The organism is Aquisalinus flavus (genome assembly GCF_014640095.1).
In the GTDB taxonomy this organism is placed as follows: Bacteria; Pseudomonadota; Alphaproteobacteria; order Caulobacterales; family Parvularculaceae; genus Aquisalinus; species Aquisalinus flavus.
In genome coordinates this window covers 1,569,838-1,582,976 of sequence record NZ_BMGH01000001.1, presented here as the reverse complement: position 1 = coordinate 1,582,976, position 13,139 = coordinate 1,569,838, and the positions used below count along the sequence as shown (strand labels likewise).

Below are 13,139 nucleotides of genomic sequence, written 5' to 3'. Positions count from 1 at the left end.
GATGATCAGCCGCAGACCGTTCTGGCAAAGGGCGGGGATTGCCCTGGTTCTCCTGCCCCTTGTGCTGTTGGGCGGCATCGTGCTGGCGGACCGGCTGTTCCCGCCACCGCTCGACCAGGTCCGCACGAGCGCCGTCGCCCTCGACCGCAACGGAGAATGGCTTCACGGATTCACGGTGGTCGACCGCGACGGCGAGCGCCGCTGGCGGCTGCAGGCGGATCTGGAGGATATCGACCCGGTCTTTGTCGAGCGCCTGATCGCCATCGAGGACAAGCGCTTCCATAGCCATCCCGGCGTCGACCCGCTGGCGGTTTTCCGCGCCACCGGCTCGCTCATCCGCCACGGCGAAATCGTCTCCGGCGCCTCGACCATCACCATGCAGACCGCCCGCCTGCTCGAGCCGCGCCCGCGCACGATCCCGTCAAAGCTGGTCGAGATGGTCCGTGCCCTGCAGCTGGAGGCGCGCCTGTCCAAGGCGGAGATCCTCGAGCTCTACCTGACCCTCGCGCCCTATGGGGGGAATGTCGAGGGCGTGCGCGCCGCAAGTCTGACATGGTTCGGCAAGGAGCCGTCGCAGCTGACCGATGCCCAGCAGGCGCTGCTGATCTCGCTGCCGCAGGCGCCCGAAGCACGCCGTCCCGACCGCCGGCCGCAAGCTGCCGCTGCCGGCCGCCGCATCATCCTCGCCAAGCTGGAACAGGCCGGAGCGATCAGTCCATCGCTGGCCGACGAAGCCGATGAGGCGGTTCTGCCCTCGGCCCGCCAGCCCTTGCCCCGCCACGCCTGGCATGCCGCATACGCTGCCGCCGCGGCGATGCCGCAGGGCGGGGAGGCGCGCCTCAGCCTCGACGGGCGGCTGCAGGCGATGGCCGAGCGCATGGCATCCGATTACAGCAAGACGTCGGGCGACACCGCCAATGCCGCGATCCTGGTCGTGCAGAATGACGGTCGCAAGGTGCGGGCGCTGGCGGGCTCAGCCGGTCTCGATCTGCCCGGCGGCTGGATCGACATGACCGCCGCGCGCCGCTCGCCCGGCTCGACGCTGAAGCCCTTCATCTACGGCCTTGCCTTCGAGGATGGCCTTGCGACAGGGCGTACGCTGATCGATGATGCGCCCTATTCCTTCGATGGCTACAAGCCGGAGAATTTCAACCGGGAATTCAACGGCGATGTCACCCTCGCCGAGGCCCTGCAGCACTCTCTCAATGTGCCCGCCGTGCTGACGCTCGACAAGATCGGCCCGGACCGCTTCGCCGCGTCGCTGAAGGCATCCGGTGTCGTTGCGCAAATGCCCGACACTACCGACCATCGCGCCAGCCTCGCCATCGCCCTCGGCGGCCTCGGCCTCAGCGCCCGCGATCTCGCCATGCTCTATGCCGGGCTCGCCGATGGCGGCGAGATCCTGCCGCTCGACTGGCTGGCTGACGGGGAGGGGCGAGGGTCTCAGTCCTACCGTCTCATGAGCGCCGGCAATGCCGCCGAGATCACCGCGATCCTCAAATCCGCGCCGACGCCTGCCGGCCGTACGCCGACGGCGCTCACGGCCCGCGCCCCGCAGATCGCGTTCAAGACCGGCACGTCCTATGGCTATCGCGATGCCTGGGCTGCCGGGTACACGGATGAGTATACCGTCATCGTCTGGACCGGCCATGCCAGCGGTCAGCCGCGCCCGGGCGAGACCGGCCGTGATGCCGCCCTGCCGGTCATGTTCGCTGTCTTCGACCGGCTGGAGGCGCTCTCCCGTCCCGAGGCAAGACCCGCCCTTCCCGAGGACACGCTGAAAGCCGGCGATGCGCTGGCGCGGCTCGACCGGGACGAGCGCAGGGGCGCGCCGGAAATCGTCTTCCCTGAAAACGGCATTGCTCTCTACCTCTCCAGCCGCGACAGCGCCAAGGGTTATACGCTGGCTGCCCGCGGCGGGCAGGGGGGCTATCGCTGGTATGTCGATGGCTTTCCTGTCATGCGTGACGAGATCGGCAACAGGCCGGTGTGGAAACCGTCCGGACCCGGTTTTTATGAGATTACCGTCGTCGATGCCGCCGGGCGCGCCGCGACCTCATCCATCAGCGTGACGAGCGCCGGGTGATCGGCGCCGCGCTGAGTCTCGCCCTGGGCGCTGCCCTTCAGGCCGGCGCTGACAGCGCGAGCGATGGGCGATGCTTCGAGTATGAAGCTGCAGCCTATTGCCTTGCCGGTGTCGCAGCGCCATCACGCGTCGATCTCGATCCGGCGGAAAGTGCGATCGCAGACGCCGCCGCGGCAGCCCTTCAAGCGGCCCTCGAAGCGGCCATTGCGGCTGGCGATCTTTTCCTCGAACCCGTTGGCGCGCCTGACCGCTGGGGCCGCATGCCCGTTCTCGCCTTCGCTGAAGACACCACCGAGCCGCTTCAGGTCAGATTGATCGAACAGGGCCATCTCTCCATCCTGCCGGATCAGCTGCCCGCCGCGTTCGACGACCGCTTCCGCGCCGCGCAGCTGACGGCGCAGGTCACCGGGCGCGGCGTTTGGGCGACCGAGTCGCTTCGTGTTCTGTATGCTGATGATGCCGGTGAGGGCGAGGGGCAGTTGCGCTTCGTGCGCGGCCGGGTGCGCTATGCCTATGAGGGGCGCGACTGGACTTATCTGAATTTCGGGCGCGACTACCGGACCGACTTCACCATCATGATCAAGCCGCGCCTGGCGCAGAAGATGACCGAGGCCGGGCAGCCGCCATCGTCTTTCGAGGGCCGCCGCATCGAGGTATACGGCCTGATCCACCAAGAAAATGGCCCCGCCGTCGAGCTGACGAGCGGGGCCAATATCAGGATCATTCCGGACTAGAAACGCTCATCCGGAAGCGTTCAGGCAGCGACCTTCTTCTTGGAGAGGGAGTCTTCCATCTCCTTGATCGCGTCCTTCTGGCTGACCTTGCGCACGGCGGCGACTTCGCGGCCCATGCGGTCCAGAGCCTGTTCATAGAGCTGGCGCTCGGAATAGCTCTGCTCCGGCTGGTCGTCGGACCGGTACAGGTCGCGGACAACCTCGGCGACGGATTTCAGATCGCCGGAATTGATCTTCGCTTCATATTCCTGTGCCCGGCGCGACCACATGGTGCGTTTGATCCGGGCCCGGCCCTGCAGCATGTGGATCGCCTTGTCGATGATCTCCGGCGAGGAGAGCGGGCGCATGCCGCTTTCTGCAGCACGGTCGGTCGGGACGCGAAGCTTCATCTTTTCATGGTCGAAATCGATCACGTAGAGCTCGATCTTCATGTTGGCGATCTCTTGCGTCTCGATATCGGTGATCTTGCCGACGCCATGGGCCGGGTACACGATCTGGTCATTGACCTTGTATTTCGGGGCATCTTCCTGCGATTTCCGGGCGGCCTTCGCGGACGCCGCCTTGGCGCCGCCGGATTTGGCTGCGCCGGTTTTTGCTGTGGAAGACTTGGCAGCGGCAGCCTTGCGCGACGACTTCTTCGCGGTGGCGGCCGGCTTGGTCTCGGTCTTCGGGTCGACTTTTTTGGCGGATGCTGTACTCACGTTTTTCTCTTTACTCTCGGGTTCAGGTGATTGCGTTTTCGCGGGTTTCTTGCCGGTTTTGGCGGTTGCGGCTGGTTTTGCCGTCGTTGCCGTGCCGGTCTTCTTGGGGGAGTCCTTTTTCGGTTTCGATGCCGTCGCTTGGGCTGATTTCGGCGCCGCTTTCGGGGCAGCGGAAACCTTCCTCGTCGCGGCTTTTTTCGGCGCTGCCTGGGAGGCGGCTACCTTCCTCGCCGCCGGCTTGGCAGCGGCCTTCTTGGCCACCGGCTGTTTCGGCGCAGCGGCCTTTTTGCCGGCGGGCTTGGCGGTTGCGGCCTTCTTGACCGCCGCCTTGCGGGCTGTGGGCTTGGAGGCAGGTTTGGCCGCAGCGTTGGCCGCCGTTTTCGTCGCAGCGCTCTTGCGAGTGGTGGCGGGTTTCTTCGTGGCAGGCGATTTGGATTTGGTCGATTTCTTGGTCGTCTTGGCGGTCGTTTTCTTGGCTGCTGTAGCCATAATTAATCTTCCCTTCGTTCGCCATGCCCGCTACACCTACTTGCAGGGGCAGGCCAGACGTCTCAGACCGTCTCCGGTGTGCCGATAAAGTGAGGTCAGTGCCGTTCGATGGTTACATCGAACCCGGACAGCAGACCCCGCTTACTGCTTACATGGGATCTGACGATCCTTCACCAAAAGCCGGTTTCAGCCCGGTCACCGCCAGCGGGGACCGGGAAAAACCAATTGATCCAAGCATATAGCACAAATTTAGCCAGTTTTCCACTTCAATTTTTCGCAATAGCGAAACGACGAAGCGGTCAGCGGCCCTGGGAGACGCCGAAAATCAGTCTCCTTCACCCGGTTTCGGGCTGAACAGCGTTTCCAGCTTGTTCTTCATCTCGGCATATTTGTCCGCGTCGGGCAGCGGGTCCTTCTGCCGCGTGATGTTCGGCCAGGCTTCGGCATACTGGGCGTTCAGCTCGGTCCATTTTCCGTCGGGATCCTCGGTGTCGGGCTTGATCGCCTCGACCGGGCATTCCGGCTCGCACACGCCGCAATCGATGCATTCATCCGGCTTGATGGCGAGGAAGTTCTCGCCCTCATAGAAGCAGTCGACCGGGCAGACCTCCACACAGTCGGTGTATTTGCACATGATGCAGGCATCGGTGACGACGTAGGTCATGGGCGGGCGTAACTCCTGTCCGATAGGCCGGCCGGCGCGAGGCAGGCCAAAAATTCAGTCTAAATCCAAGCACGCGCTTATGGCGTGAACTTGGCCACATGGCAAGATGGGTGCGACGAGGGCGCGTTCAAGCCGTCACAAGCGTTTATGACTGGCGTTGCTCGACCCGGCGGCGGGCTTCCTGCGCTTCCTGGTCGGACATGTAGATCAGGCCACAGAGGCGGCGCACGATCATGTCCTCATAGGGGTCGCGGGCATCGTCGGACAGGATGATCTGCCACATGCCCTCGACCAGCTGGATCTTTTCTTCCGCAGTCAGGCCGTTCTTCACGGTCGAGGAGAAGCGATAGAGGTCATTCGCCTCGGCCTGGGCTTCTTCTGCCCTTTCGCGCAGGGAAAGCGCCTCGGCATCATCGATGCCGAATTGCTGTTTGACCAGCTTGGCAATCAGGCCCTTTTCCTTGTCGGTGTAGATCTCGTCGGCGCGGGCAGCCTCGACCAGCAGGGCGGTGAAGGCCACGCGGTTCTGCTCCCCGGCGCTGACAGTGTCCTGCGTCTCGGCCTTGTCGCCTTTCAGTGTCGAAAACAGCTTGTCGAACATATCGGTCTCCTGATTTTATCCTGATCTAGGTTGCTTGGCGCAGCGCGTCGAGGTCGGCGCCGCGAATGGCATTGAGGTTGCGGCTGATCTTGCCTGCATCCCAATACCACCAGGCGATCTCTTGCAGCGCCTTGATCGTGGTGTCATCGAAGCGCGTCTTGATCACCTCCGCCGGGTTGCCGCCGGCAATGGCGAAGGCGGGGATATCCCTTGTTACCACGGACGACGTTGCGATGATCGCGCCATTGCCGATGGTCACGCCCGGCATGATGCGGACATCGCGCCCAATCCACACATCATGACCGACCACCGTGTCGCCGCGATAGCTTACCGCCCAGCTCGCCGGATCGAAGCCTTCCTCCCAGCCGCCGCCGAAAATGTTGAACGGATAGGTTGAGAACCCGCCCATGGCATGGTTGGCGCCGTTCATGATGAAGGTGACATTGGTCGCCAGCGCGCAGAATTTCCCGATGATGAGCCTGTCACCAGTGAAATCGTAATGGTACAGAACGTTTTTCGTCGCGAAATCCTTCGCGCCATCCGGGTCGTCATAATAGGTATAGTCACCGACCTCGATCAGCGGCGTGTCGATGAAATTCTTCAGATAGCTGACACGCTCGTGGCCCGGCAGGGGATGGGGATTGGCCGGATCGGGACCGGTTCTTCTCGCGTCACTCACGTCTCGTCCTCCCTCAACTGGTCGAGCGCCCGGCGGTCCTTCTTGGTCGGGCGCCCGGCACCCTGCTCGCGGGCGAAGGGCAGGGCAGGCTTTTCCGCGCGCGGCGGCGGCGGCGGTGACTGGTCGTCATAGAGGGCGCGCGCCTCCGGCGCGGGGCCGCGGCGTGGCGCGGTCGAGGCGATCTCGATGATGAACAGACGCTCGCCGCGGCTGAAGGACAGTGTGTCGCCCGGCTGGATGCAGAAGCTCGCCTTGGCGATGCGCTGGGTGGTGCCGGCCCGGGTCACGCGGATATCGCCCGCGGCCGCGGCCTTGCCGGCGAGGGTGCGCGTCTTGAAGAAGCGCGCGCACCACAGCCATTTGTCAATACGCTGACTATCCTGTCCTCTGTCCTGTTCTGCGCCTTGCGCTGGAGTCATCAGGACTTGTCTTTCAGGGCGGCCAGGATAGCGAAGGGCGAGTCCGGATCGGCTTCCTTGGTCTTGCGGCTCGGCCCGGCGGTGAAGGTTCGCGGCCCCTTGTCCTTGAACGGCGGCTTGCCGCCCTTGCCTTTGGGTCCGCCTTTGCGACCATCCCTGCGGCCATCCGCGTTGTCGGCGCGCTTGCCGCGCGCTTCGCCGGCCGGCTTGCCATCGCGCTGCTCACCGGTCTTGCGGCGTGGTTTGTTGGTGTGGCGCGGCGCGAGCTTCCACAGGGTGACCTCGACCTCCTCCATCTCGACGGACTCCGGCACGGCGTCGGCGTCTGTGGGACTGGCCTCCGCGGGACTGGCCTCCGCGGGACTGGCCTCAGCGCTGGCCGCAAGACTGGCCGAGGAGCTGGTCCCGGCGGCGTCGGCCATCTGCGCTTCAGCGGCCGTTGCCTCTGTCGCCGGGGCGCCGTCCTCGATCGTGTCGGCGGTTTCGGCCTGGACCTCTGCCTGCTCAGGCACGGTCTGGACGGTTTCCGGATTCGCTTGCGTTTCGGCGGTTTTCTCCGTTGCCGGATCAATCGCGCCCTCGACGGTTTCGTCTTTCGTGGCCTCGACTTCCGATGCGCCTTCAGACGCCGCCGGCGTGTCAGTCTTCCCGTCAGCTCTGGCGGTGGCAGGCTGTTCTTTCGGCACCATCTTCTTGACGGTATTCTTGCGCAGGCCGAGGGATTTCAGGATCGACTCGAACTCCTCGCCGGAACAGCCGACAAGCGACATCATTTTCGATGTCGGCTCGAAGCCCTCGCGCATGTCCGCCTTCTCGCGGGCACCGCGTATTTCCTGCGACAGGCGCTCCAGCATGTCGATGCGCACGGCGCGCTGACCCGACGGACGATAGCCGAGCGCGTAATAATAGGCATGCGGAACATCCGGGTTCAGCACGAAGGAGGTCAGACCCGCCTTCGGCCTGTCCATCTGGCTGATGTCCTTTTCGCTCCACAGCGCCCACAGCGCCGTCAGCATCTCGGCCGGGGCGGGCTTCAGCAGCGCCGGCAGGAAGATCGTGTACTCGCCGAAGCGCACGCCGAGCTTGCGCAGCTTGCCGCGCTCGTTCTGGTCCAGTGCCTTGACCTCGTCGGCGACCTGGGCGCGCGATGTCGCGCCGAAATTCTCGATCAGCCGATAGCCGAGACCGCGCGACGTGCCAGCGAGGATATCGCGCTGGGCTGCCTTGTCCTCGTCGCCTTCCATGCCCTCTGCAGGCTGTTTCGGAGCGACCTGGTTCACCGCCTTCTGCAGCGACATCAAGGGCAGCAGCAGGCCTTCGACCTTGTCGGCGAACCAGTTGCGAATGCGCGCCTCGATCCGGGGCAGGGAGTGGACCGGCAGATGCTCCATCGCGACGAGCCGGATTTCCGGGCGCAGCGGCAGCGGGCCTTTTTCCAGCCTGGCGACGGCTGAATTGCGCCACCAGATGGTGTTGCCGTCGCGCAGGGAGAAGTCCTTGTCCTTCGCATTGGCCAGCGCGGAGGCGCGGGCGGCAAGCTCCGGTTTCAGGGCCTTCAGCGCCGCATGGCGCACGGCCTTGGCGTGGGGCCCCTTGGCGCGCGGGTCGAGCATGAACTGGAACCCGATCAGGCGGCCTACAAATTCGCCTTCCACTATGACTTCTCCTTCCGGCGTCACGCCCGCCAACAGCGGCGCGTCATCTTTCAGTTTCTTCAACAGGACCGAGGTGCGCCGGTCAATGAATCTTTGAGTGAGTTTCTGGTGCAGCGCGTCGGACAGGGCATCTTCTATCGCCCGGGCCTTTTCCTGCCAATAGGCGGAATTTTCCAGCCAGCCCGATTTATGGGTAAGATAGGTCCAGGTGCGCACATGGGCAATGCGCGCCGACAGGGCATCGACATCGCCGTCGGTGCGCTCCAGCCGCTCCAGCTTGGGCCGCAGCCAGCCCTCGGCGATGCGGCCCCGGTCCATCAGCTGGCGATAGATCTCCGCCAGCATCTGGGCGTGCTGGTCGGGCGAGACATTGCGGAAATCGGGCGTCTGGCAGATGTCCCACAGCAGGCGCAGCGCCGCGCCACCGCCGGTCGCCATCGCGCGGATATCCTCGAACTTGGCAAGCCGCTTGAGCGCATCCTCATCCTCGTCGACGCGACTGCGGACAAGCTCTCGCCGGGGCGGCTTCTTGTCCAGCGCATTCATCAGCGCGGGCAGGGAGCCGAATTCCAGCGCGTTGGACCGCCATTGCAAGGCGGTGACCGGTTCGAACTCGTGGTTCTCGATCAGCTCCGCCGTCTCTTCGTCGATCGGTACGCAGTCAGCCGTGGTGCCGAAAGTGCCATCGCGGATGTGGCGCCCGGCGCGCCCGGCAATCTGCGCCATCTCCGCCGGCATCAGCAGGCGGTTATTGACCCCGTCGAACTTGCGCAGCGCGGCGAAGGCGACATGGTCGATGTCCATGTTCAGCCCCATGCCGATCGCATCCGTCGCGACGAGGTAATCGACTTCGCCGGACTGGTACAGCTCTGCCTGGGCATTGCGGGTGCGCGGGCTGAGCGCGCCCATGATGATCGCCGCGCCGCCACGCTGGCGCCTGATCAGCTCGGCAATGGAATAGACGCTGTCGGCGGAGAACGCCACGATGGCGGAGCGGCGCGGCAGGCGGGTCGCTTTCTTGTGGCCGATGAACTCCAGCTTGGAAAACCGCTCGCGCGAGACAAAGCCGATATCGGGGATCAGGCGGCGCAGGATCGGCTTCATCGTGTCCGAGCCGAGCAGCAGCGTCTCCGACAGGCCGCGGGCATGGAGCAGGCGGTGGGTGAAGATGCGCCCGCGCTCGCGGTCGGCGGCGAGCTGGATCTCGTCGATCGCCAAGAAGGCGACCTCGCGCTCCATCGGCATCGCCTCGACCGTGCAGACGAAATATTTCGCATTGGGCGGGATGATCTTTTCCTCGCCGGTCACGAGCGCGACCTCGCGCGGCGATTTGCGCGCCACCATCTTCTCGAACACTTCGCGGGCGAGCAGACGCAGCGGCAGGCCGATCATGCCGCTCTCATGGGCGGCCATGCGATCGAGCGCATAATGCGTCTTGCCGGTATTGGTGGGGCCCAGCACGGCGGTGACCGGGCGGTTTATCACCATCGAGCGCGGCAGGGTTTGTTGAGGGTTCACGAACATTGCAATCCCGTCCGAAATAGCGGCGCCCGCGGGACAATGCCAGTGAATGAGCGGCAATGGTCAAAAAATAATCCGGTTTGGCACGGATTTTTGCCTTGAAGGCCACCAAAATCGGAACGCTGCACGAACGAACCGCGCACGAATCACTGACATCGGTCAGTTCCGATTTTGTTCTTTTTCTTTGAATCCTTATTTACCCCCGAGTCGGTTCGGAAGCAAAACGGATTCGCTATCAGGCGCCGGAGCGATGCAGCAAGCTATGTGGCGGGCTTGCGCCGGAAGGGCACATTCGTCGTCGTATAGGTGAGTACCCGCCACAGCCATTCCAGCGGGCCGTAGCGGAAATGGACGAACCACAGCCGCGCGATGACGAGCTGGATGGCGAAGGCGACGACACCGAGCAGGAACGCCTGCGCCTGTGTCAGGTCATCCCACAGGCCGAAGCCGAAGCCATAATATAGCGGCACGAAGACCAGCGACTGGCCGATATACAGGGTCAGGGTCATGCGCCCCGCCGGGGCGAGGGTGCCGAGGATCTTCTCGCCGAAACCACGCCATAGCTCGACGAAGATCAGCACCTGAACCGCCATGAAGGAGATGTCGATGATGTTCGACCAGCCCATGCCGAACCAGGCCCGTGCCAGCGGGCCGTTCGTCTCGGGGATCGCCTCGGTCAGGGCAGGCTGGATCTGGTTCATGCCGACCGCCAGCACCGCGAACACGACGAGGGCGATGCGCCGCTGGGTGACGAACCGGCCGAGGTCGCGGAAGAAGCCGATCCGCCCCAGCACGAGCCCGACCAGGAACAGCCCGATGATCTGGATGACCCGCCCCGTAGCCCAGTAGAACCCGACCTTCTGGGCATTGCCGTCGACAAGATTGACGGCGATCACATCGAGGAAGCTGCCGGTGGCGAAGACCTGTATCGTCGGATCGGACCAGAAGGCCGGCGGCTCGTTCGCCCAGGGCGCGCCTTGAATGGCGGCGATGGTCAACAGAACCATTTGCGGCTGCAGGAAGCAGAAGGCGGCGATGCCAAGCAGCGCCTTGTTCGAGCGGATACGGTTGAAGATCAGCAGCAGCAGCCCGAGCGGCGCAAGGATGGTGAGAATATCGCCGCGATAAATCAGCCCGTGCAGGTAACCGAGCGCGAACAGAACCGTCAGCCGCCAGGCGAAGCGCTTCGTGAAATCGATGCCCCGGGTCGCTGCCCGGTCCATGATGATATGGAAGGAAAGCCCGAAGCACAGCGCGAACAGGGCAAATGCCTTGCCGGCAAACAGGTCGAAAACCCAGTCATGGATCGGGCTCGGCTCCGTCGTCAGCCAGTACAGTTCGAAAAACTCGATTGCATGAATCAGGAAGAGCCCCATCAGGGCGAAGCCGCGCAGCGCGTCGACCACGTCCAAGCGCTCGAAAAACTGCGGTCCCTTCTGCTGCGTCATGCCGTTCCCCTCGGTCTCGTTCTTGCGCTCACGCTAGGGCGACTTGGGCAAGGCTTCCAGCTTTTTCGAGACGTCATCGCGCGCCTTGGCGGTCGGCAAGCGCTTTGGCATCGTCATCAGGCAGGCCCGGTGGCGATCTGTTTCAGCGACTTGATCAGCTCGGAATAGATGATCGGCTTGCGAAGCAGTTTCACGTTTTCCGCCCATGGGCCGATCTGGTCCGCCGAATAGCCTGACACGATCAGAAGCGGTATGCCCATCTCCTGCAGGCGGTCGACCACGGGACGGGCGCTTGCATCATGCAGATTGGCATCGAGCACGGCACCATCGACGTTCACGCCATCCTGCAGGAAGGCGAGGGCGGTCTCGACGCTCTGGGCCATATGGGCGACTTCGAACCCTGCCTGCGACAGCGTCGACTCGATCTCCATGGCGATCAATGGTTCGTCATCGACGACAAGAATGCGCTGTCCCATCACGATCTCCCTGTCTGTTCTGTCCTGTTCAGGACCTTGTCCAGCGGGGCGGACAGGGACCATTTCAGCCCGTCCGGATCATAATGAAGATCGACCTCGCCGCTGACGGCGTGGCCCGCCATGCGTTCGATCACCGTCCTGCCGAAGCCGGTTTTCTCCGGCGCCTTGACGGCCGGACCGTCGCGCTCTTGCCATGAGATGATGAACATTGCGCTCTCCTGGATCATCTTGACGGTCCAGACAATATGGACGGTCCCGGTCTCATTGCTGAACGCGCCATATTTCAGCGCATTCGTGGATAACTCGTGCAGCGCCATGCCGATGCCCTGGGCCGCCGCAGGGGAAACCGTTATGGACTCACCGTCCAGCACCAGCCGGGAGAGCTGGCTGTCGCCCAGATGCCCCAGTTGCGAGGTGACGAGATCGCGCATCCGCACGCCCTGCCACTCGCCCTGGATGATCAGGTCCTGGGAGGCGGCGAGGCCGGCGAGGCGGTTGGACAGGTCTTCGGCAAAGGTCGCCGGGTCTGACAGCCGGGACGTCTGGCGGGCGACCGACTGGACCACGGTCAGCAGGTTGCGGGCGCGGTGGTTGACCTCGGCCATCAGCAGGTGGATGCGCTCTTCCTGTTCCTTGCGCAGCGTGATGTCGTGGGCGGCACCGATGATGTGGGTCACCGTACCGTCTGCGCTCCGGGTATAGGCCATCTCCTGGCTCAGCAGCCAGATCCACTCGCCATCGGCCGAGCGCAGGCGGTATTCGAACTCGATGGTTTCCTCTGGCGCCAGCGTGATCTGGTTTTCCTGATGCGCCCGGTAGCGGGCGAAATCGTCCGGATGCATCAGGCTGGAGAGCATCCCGTCGCCCATCGCCCTCAATTCCTCCGGTTGATAGCCGAGGGTCACGATCACATTCCGGTTCATCCAGTCATTGCGCTGGTTCTGGATGTCGTAGACATAGAGCATTGTCGGCGCGATATCGGTGATGCTCTTCAGGAAGGTCTGGCTCTCGTTCAGGGCCTGGGTGCGTTCTTCGACCCGGCGCTCCAGCTCCATCCGGGCTGCTTCGAGGTCGGCGAGGGTGCGCTTGTGGGCTTCGATCTCGTCCGTCAGCTGGCCATTGACGAGCTGCAACTGGCTGGGCGAGGGGATCGCCAGCGCCTTCGGGATCAGCGGGAAGATGGCGATGGCGGTGACGACGGAGACGACCGCGGTGGCGCCCTTGACCCAGCCCTCGGTCTCGTAGATCGGCGCCCACAGGGTGATCAGGCCGACGACATGCGTCAGCCCGCACAGGGTAATGAAGGCGACGAACATCCAGGCGAGGTTCTTCATTTCCAGGTCGCCGCGCCGCTTGACGAAAATGAAGATCGCGACGGGAATGGCGAAATAGGCCAGCGCGGTCAGCAGGTCCGACAGTCCGTGAAGGCCGACGAGCCACGGCTTCCACATCAGGCAATAGCCATGCGCGACATAGGAATTGTGTAACATGCCTTCCATGGGGCCGCTCCTTTACCCTGTGTTTGTCGCACCATACTGCGCTGTGAATGCTATGACACTGTTTTTCGAGGCTGATCTTGCTCTGGATCGAAGGCCATCACATATCGAGTTGATCCGCGCTCGCGTGACAGGCTAGCGTCACAACGCTATAGAAGCGGCTGCAACCC

12 protein-coding genes are annotated in these 13,139 nt (G+C 63.8%); 2 read left to right on the top strand and 10 right to left on the bottom strand.

Annotated features, from left to right (window positions below; genetic code table 11):
* Nucleotide 1 precedes the first annotated feature (1 nt).
* Both pbpC and IEV88_RS07345 read left to right on the top strand, forming a co-directional pair.
* Nucleotides 2-2,086 (top strand): penicillin-binding protein 1C, encoded by a 2,085-nt coding sequence (gene pbpC / locus IEV88_RS07350; protein ID WP_188159059.1) that lies wholly within the window; start codon nt 2-4, stop codon nt 2,084-2,086.
* A complete protein-coding gene (locus IEV88_RS07345; protein WP_188159060.1) occupies nt 2,083-2,820 on the top strand; it encodes a hypothetical protein in 738 nt (245 codons plus the stop codon). Before pbpC ends, IEV88_RS07345 begins: the two co-directional genes overlap by 4 nt.
* Nucleotides 2,821-2,840: 20 nt before the next feature.
* On the opposite strand, the gene IEV88_RS15245 is transcribed toward IEV88_RS07345, so the two are convergent.
* From IEV88_RS15245 to IEV88_RS07300, 10 genes are all read right to left on the bottom strand, one after another.
* Nucleotides 2,841-3,521 carry a CarD family transcriptional regulator gene (locus IEV88_RS15245; RefSeq protein ID WP_206711254.1) on the bottom strand — a complete coding sequence of 227 codons (681 nt, stop codon included), beginning with the start codon at nt 3,519-3,521 and terminating at the stop codon, nt 2,841-2,843.
* A gap of 22 nt (nt 3,522-3,543) precedes the next feature.
* The gene (locus IEV88_RS15240) at nt 3,544-4,035 is read right to left on the bottom strand and encodes a hypothetical protein (protein ID WP_206711255.1); all 492 of its coding nucleotides are present in this window, start codon (nt 4,033-4,035) and stop codon (nt 3,544-3,546) included.
* 300 nt (nt 4,036-4,335) lie between these two features.
* Nucleotides 4,336-4,674, bottom strand: coding sequence for a ferredoxin FdxA (gene fdxA, locus IEV88_RS07335; protein WP_188159062.1), 339 nt, complete (start codon nt 4,672-4,674; stop codon nt 4,336-4,338).
* Between the two features lie 145 nt (nt 4,675-4,819).
* Nucleotides 4,820-5,275, bottom strand: coding sequence for a tellurite resistance TerB family protein (locus tag IEV88_RS07330; protein ID WP_188159063.1), 456 nt, complete (start codon nt 5,273-5,275; stop codon nt 4,820-4,822).
* 25 nt (nt 5,276-5,300) lie between these two features.
* Entirely contained in the window at nt 5,301-5,954 is a 654-nt protein-coding gene (locus tag IEV88_RS07325) for a CatB-related O-acetyltransferase (protein WP_188159064.1), read from the bottom strand.
* The gene (locus IEV88_RS07320; protein WP_188159065.1) at nt 5,951-6,373 is read right to left on the bottom strand and encodes an RNA-binding S4 domain-containing protein; all 423 of its coding nucleotides are present in this window, start codon (nt 6,371-6,373) and stop codon (nt 5,951-5,953) included. The genes IEV88_RS07325 and IEV88_RS07320 overlap by 4 nt, the downstream gene beginning before the upstream one ends.
* Nucleotides 6,373-9,546 carry a helicase-related protein gene (locus IEV88_RS07315; protein ID WP_206711256.1) on the bottom strand — a complete coding sequence of 1,058 codons (3,174 nt, stop codon included), beginning with the start codon at nt 9,544-9,546 and terminating at the stop codon, nt 6,373-6,375. The genes IEV88_RS07320 and IEV88_RS07315 overlap by 1 nt, the downstream gene beginning before the upstream one ends.
* 263 nt (nt 9,547-9,809) lie before the next feature.
* Complete coding sequence (locus IEV88_RS07310; protein ID WP_188159066.1) at nt 9,810-10,997, bottom strand: DUF418 domain-containing protein; 1,188 nt, start codon at nt 10,995-10,997, stop codon at nt 9,810-9,812.
* Nucleotides 10,998-11,113: 116 nt separating this feature from the next.
* Nucleotides 11,114-11,473: a response regulator gene (locus IEV88_RS07305; RefSeq protein ID WP_188159067.1), complete on the bottom strand. Its 360-nt coding sequence runs from the start codon at nt 11,471-11,473 to the stop codon at nt 11,114-11,116.
* A complete protein-coding gene (locus IEV88_RS07300; protein ID WP_188159068.1) occupies nt 11,473-12,972 on the bottom strand; it encodes a sensor histidine kinase in 1,500 nt (499 codons plus the stop codon). Before IEV88_RS07300 ends, IEV88_RS07305 begins: the two co-directional genes overlap by 1 nt.
* Nucleotides 12,973-13,139 lie beyond the last annotated feature (167 nt).

What these genes read in the sequence shown, in the direction of transcription:
- pbpC (WP_188159059.1), top strand. Translation starts at nt 2, where the DNA reads ATGATCAGCCGCAGACCGTTCTGGCAAAGGGCGGGGATTGCCCTGGTT.
- IEV88_RS15240 (WP_206711255.1), bottom strand. Translation starts at nt 4,035, where the DNA reads ATGGCGAACGAAGGGAAGATTAATTATGGCTACAGCAGCCAAGAAAAC.
- fdxA (WP_188159062.1), bottom strand. Translation starts at nt 4,674, where the DNA reads ATGACCTACGTCGTCACCGATGCCTGCATCATGTGCAAATACACCGAC.
- IEV88_RS07330 (WP_188159063.1), bottom strand. Translation starts at nt 5,275, where the DNA reads ATGTTCGACAAGCTGTTTTCGACACTGAAAGGCGACAAGGCCGAGACG.
- IEV88_RS07320 (WP_188159065.1), bottom strand. Translation starts at nt 6,373, where the DNA reads ATGACTCCAGCGCAAGGCGCAGAACAGGACAGAGGACAGGATAGTCAG.
- IEV88_RS07310 (WP_188159066.1), bottom strand. Translation starts at nt 10,997, where the DNA reads ATGACGCAGCAGAAGGGACCGCAGTTTTTCGAGCGCTTGGACGTGGTC.
- IEV88_RS07305 (WP_188159067.1), bottom strand. Translation starts at nt 11,473, where the DNA reads ATGGGACAGCGCATTCTTGTCGTCGATGACGAACCATTGATCGCCATG.
- IEV88_RS07300 (WP_188159068.1), bottom strand. Translation starts at nt 12,972, where the DNA reads ATGGAAGGCATGTTACACAATTCCTATGTCGCGCATGGCTATTGCCTG.